Genomic DNA, 4,359 nt, shown 5'->3' with positions numbered 1-4,359 from the left:
TGTATCTTTGTATCTTTGTATCTTTGTATCCTAAAAATTTAAATTACAAAGGAGGTTTCTCATGAGAACCCTTACTATTATTGCCTTAGTTGTCATATGCTTAGTATTTTTTAACGTAATTTCTATACATACAATCGGGACATTAGCTGCCATAATCGGAGTCATAATAGCAATTATACTTGGTGCTTATTTCTTATATCGGTTTGCTCTTGGATTTCTTGCTCTATTTACAACTTTCATAGGTGTTATTTTAGTGATCTGCTTAATTACATATGCTGCAACTCATTTAATTTAAAAGGAGAAGTGAATCATGAATGCACTAAAAGAAAATAAAAAACAAGTTTCTTTCTTTGAAACATTTTTCAAAAATCACCCAATCAAGAATGATGTATTTGTTATAGAAGCAAATGAAAAATACTTCTTTTTTGAATACGACACTGTCATTAGTATGATTAATAACTTTAGTCAAAAAGAACAAGATTATATAAGAAGGCAACTGCAACTGTACAATTACCTAAGACAAGATTTATCAATTTGTTTAATGCAAATTGCAACTGATTATGTTAGAAGACTTATAGGAGAACATAAAAAAACAGAGTGCAGAATCCTACCTCTACACTCCATTTATAATCACAGCTAAAGAATATGAAACTTCTTTAATGCAATATACCTTACTAGAATTATACTATATCCCTACAGTACTTGTAACTAAAATGGAGTCCTTAATCGGAATCCATTTTTTTCTATTAAACCTTTTTATTCTATGAGTTTATTAAAAAAGAAACATGGAGTCCTACTTAAAACTCTAATTTTTCACCTGTTTTCAAATTATCTATATAACCCAAACGTAAACTATGAAACTTATCTAAACTTTCCATAGCCCCTGCAAATTCTAGAATACACGGAATTTCCTTCTTTGATTGAAAAGAAATTACTTTCGCCTGTGGTATTTTATGATCGGTTTGTAACTTCTTCACCCCAACACCTAATTCTTGATATAAAATTCTATTGATATTACTAAGTACATCTTCTGATCCATGTATACGCAATCTAGGTCTTATATAACTCCGATTCTTCCTTTTCTCCGTTAGTACCATTAAATCATGCGATAATTTTATGTATGTGGAAACAAATACTTTTTCATTAAATTCACCTTGTGGAAAAATTCGATTCTTCTCTTGAATGGAAGTCCAGCCCATCTCTAGAATCATCTTATAGAAAGGATGTCTAAGGTTAATTAGTGTGTGCCAAAAATCTATTTTATCTTCCTTTTTCCTAGAAAAATGACTGACTGAATTACTTCCAACAATCAATTCACAAAAACGAATGGGTACATCCTTTCTTTTATTTCTTATAGAAAAGTAAGTTGCTCTTTTGCATCCATACCTCCAAGAAATTGCTAAAGCTTCAGCAAATTGATCTGATTTTATAAACTCCTGAAATTCTAGTTCTTCTTCTTCTGTTAATCTAAATCTCCTATCCATAATTCTATTACCATCCCTAACTTCATCTACTACATACACAAACTGGAATATTCATTTCAGTCCTCTATCAAAAAGAGTTTTTATCAGCCTTTTTTAGAGCAGATTTTATTTATTATCCAACTCAACCCACTTATAATTAAATTCTCCACCAAAATCATTCGTGACAATGCCTTTTACAGAAGAACGTTGTAAGTATGATCTACCTAGTTGGTAGAAAGGTGCGACCGCTCCATCTTCTATTAATATTTTTTCAGCCTGCTTCATCGCTTCCCAACGAGCTTTCTCATTACCAGCTAAATTCGTTTTCACTTCATGAATTAGATCATCATATTGTTTATTTGAGTACTTATCAAAGTTATAGGTACTGTCCGTCGTAAATAAATCTAAAAATGTAATTGGATCAGGAATATCAGGAGACCATACATCAACCCCTAATTCGTAATCACTATTTAGAAGTAATTGAATTTGTTGTTTACGTGGCTGCGGCTTAACGTTGACCGTTAACCCTTCTAAATTCTTTTCTAACTCACCTTTTAAATACTCCGCATTCTTCTTGGCTAAATCATTATCACTTGTTAATAATTCTAATGTTACTTGCTCTTTCCCAAGTTCTTGCTTTGCCTTCTTCCAGTTCTCCTCTGCTGCCTTCACATCGTCTTTTACTAACGTTCCATTTTCTTTTCGGAAGTCTTGCCCGTCTGTTCCTTTAGCGAAATTAACTGGTATAAAACCATCCGCAGGGAGTGAACCATTGTTTAACACTGTATCTACAAAGGCTTTCTTATTCATTGCCTGACTTATAGCCAAGCGAGCATTTTTATTTTTTAATACTTCGTTCTTTTGATTCATACGTAAAAACTGGACAGTAACTTCAGAGCGTTCCTTGAAGTCAGGATTCTTTCTATATTTATCTACAAATTCACCTGTTAGTCCTACACGGTCAATTTGACCTGATTCATATAAATTTATTTCTGTTGATTTATCTTTTACAATATCAAAGTTGATTTCGTCTAACTTAACTGTTTTAGCATCCCAATAATTCGGATTCTTCTTTAACTGAAAACCTTGTTCATGCTTCCAATTATCTAACGTAAATGCTCCATTATAAACTAATTGATCTGCTTCTAAACCATACTGCTTCCCTTTTGATTCAAAATACTTCTCATTAATCGGTAAGAACGTTGCGAACGTTGTCAAATCTATAAAGTAGGGAACAGGCTGTTCTAATTGTATTTCTAATGTTTTATCATCTATTGCTTTTACCCCTAGCTGATCTATAGGTAACTCTTTACTATTAATTTTCTTTGCATTCTTTATATCAAAGAATAAAAACGCATATTCTGCCGCTGTATCAGGGTTCACAGCTCTTTTCCAAGAAAACACGAAGTCTTCAGCTGTTACAGGTGTTCCATTTGACCATTTTGAATCCCTCAAATGGAATGTGTATGTTTTTTTATCTTCACTCACATCGTACGATTTTGCTACTGCTGGTATTGCCGTATTTCCTTCCCCTAATGTATATAAACCTTCAAATACGTTTTTCATTACATTCATAGAATCACCGTCAGTTGCCTTGCTGACATCCATCGTTGGGATTTCCGCCATATACGGTAAATGAATGGATTGTGTTTTTGAATCTTTATCATTTGCATTTGCTGTATTTTCTTTCTTTTCACTACTACACGCTGTGAGTAAAAAGCTAGCTCCTAAAACAGCAGCCATAATAGGCATTACTTTTTTTAACATGTTTATTTTCTCCCTCTCTACGTACGGTTCATAGCATTAGATTATCTAGTTGTATATCGCCTAGAAGAAGCAAACTTTGCCCCCAAGTAATAAACCTCGTAAATCTTTCGCCAGTATAAAACGTAGCACCCAAAGATGGGCATGTCAATTGGACAAATTATAAATTTTAATATTTAAATCATAAATTATAAAGATATTTACTATAAATTGTTGTGTAATGATATCTTTAAGCCCTCTTCTGAAAAACGGATCTTTATTTTCGTTTTTAACGGTACATACAACTGAAATTAATACAATTACACTAAAGTTACTAAAAATCACACATACGGATTCATAGAACCCTTAAACGAAATCCTGTGAAAATCATTTCAAATTCTAACTTCCATCCTCTTTTTAGGTCTTGGATTACATATATCTATCTTTACGGTATGTGAAATTATTTATCTAACGAAAAATAACACAATAATAGTCCCACTATAAGAACTATTATTGCGTTATTAAAATATTTAATTACAATTCAATGATTCAAATTGTGATAGAAAGCATATTTAAAAAGGAATCCCAACTTAATATATATTCTTCATTATCAAATTATCACTCTTATAAATTTAGAATACCTATACATTTTTTACAAATATTGTTATACTAAAAGGAATCAAATCATTACCCCATTAACAAGGGGACTCCATAATTGGAGTCCCCTTGTTAATTAGCAATCAAAAATGATCAGCATGTGAGTATTGTATAATCTCTTCCTTTTTTAAAGCATGTTGTGTATCACCTGTATTGTTACTAAATGATAATGCTATAACTAATCCTAATATCGCTAACACAAGCTTCTTCATTATTTTAACGCCCCTTTGCTTAGTAATTTTTGTTTCGCTTCGTAACATGCATCGAAATAATCACTAACTTTTTCATGCTCATTCAATTTGCGGAAGCGAACCGCTAATACTTCTGCATATTCCTCTACAAAATCCCATAAACCCTGTTTTTCGAAGTACGGAATACTTTTATTCACTTCTTCTTCTAATAGTTTAATTGCTTCATCTTCATTAAGAGAACGTAAAATATTGAAATGATATACATACTCTTCATTTCCTAATTCCATACAAACTGCTAATCCTTT

The 4,359-nt window shown here is 31.8% G+C and carries 5 protein-coding genes and 1 pseudogene; 2 read left to right on the top strand and 4 right to left on the bottom strand.

What is annotated here, in order from left to right:
• Positions 1 to 61: 61 nt before the first annotated feature.
• On the top strand, positions 62 to 295 hold the full coding sequence (locus BLT20_RS29915) for a hypothetical protein (protein ID WP_016097338.1): 234 nt from the start codon (positions 62 to 64) through the stop codon (positions 293 to 295).
• A 15-nt stretch (positions 296 to 310) separates the two neighbouring features.
• Positions 311 to 640, top strand: coding sequence for a hypothetical protein (locus BLT20_RS29910; RefSeq protein ID WP_016097337.1), 330 nt, complete (start codon positions 311 to 313; stop codon positions 638 to 640).
• Positions 641 to 797: 157 nt separating this feature from the next.
• Here the strand turns inward: BLT20_RS29910 and BLT20_RS29905 are convergent, their stop codons facing one another.
• The 4 genes and pseudogenes from BLT20_RS29905 to BLT20_RS29895 all read right to left on the bottom strand — a co-directional run.
• Positions 798 to 1,523 carry a hypothetical protein gene (locus BLT20_RS29905; RefSeq protein ID WP_016097336.1) on the bottom strand — a complete coding sequence of 242 codons (726 nt, stop codon included), beginning with the start codon at positions 1,521 to 1,523 and terminating at the stop codon, positions 798 to 800.
• A gap of 66 nt (positions 1,524 to 1,589) precedes the next feature.
• Positions 1,590 to 3,230 carry a peptide ABC transporter substrate-binding protein gene (locus BLT20_RS29900; RefSeq protein WP_016097335.1) on the bottom strand — a complete coding sequence of 547 codons (1,641 nt, stop codon included), beginning with the start codon at positions 3,228 to 3,230 and terminating at the stop codon, positions 1,590 to 1,592.
• A 716-nt stretch (positions 3,231 to 3,946) separates the two neighbouring features.
• Positions 3,947 to 4,075: a hypothetical protein gene (locus tag BLT20_RS31235; protein ID WP_016097334.1), complete on the bottom strand. Its 129-nt coding sequence runs from the start codon at positions 4,073 to 4,075 to the stop codon at positions 3,947 to 3,949.
• Positions 4,075 to 4,359, bottom strand: a pseudogene (locus BLT20_RS29895) (tetratricopeptide repeat protein); the annotation flags it as partial. The pseudogene BLT20_RS29895 and the gene BLT20_RS31235, both read right to left, overlap by 1 nt.

Origin of the sequence: Bacillus sp. cl96 (genome assembly GCF_900100505.1) — a bacterium.
Classification (GTDB): Bacteria; Bacillota; Bacilli; order Bacillales; family Bacillaceae_G; genus Bacillus_A; species Bacillus_A cereus.
The sequence above is the reverse complement of the archived record's forward strand: the minus strand, read 5'-3'. Positions and strand labels throughout refer to the sequence as shown.

Excerpts from the sequence above, each read along its gene's own strand:
- BLT20_RS29915 (WP_016097338.1), top strand. The coding sequence starts at position 62 with ATGAGAACCCTTACTATTATTGCCTTAGTTGTCATATGCTTAGTATTT.
- BLT20_RS29910 (WP_016097337.1), top strand. The coding sequence starts at position 311 with ATGAATGCACTAAAAGAAAATAAAAAACAAGTTTCTTTCTTTGAAACA.
- BLT20_RS29900 (WP_016097335.1), bottom strand. The coding sequence starts at position 3,230 with ATGTTAAAAAAAGTAATGCCTATTATGGCTGCTGTTTTAGGAGCTAGC.
- BLT20_RS31235 (WP_016097334.1), bottom strand. The coding sequence starts at position 4,075 with ATGAAGAAGCTTGTGTTAGCGATATTAGGATTAGTTATAGCATTATCA.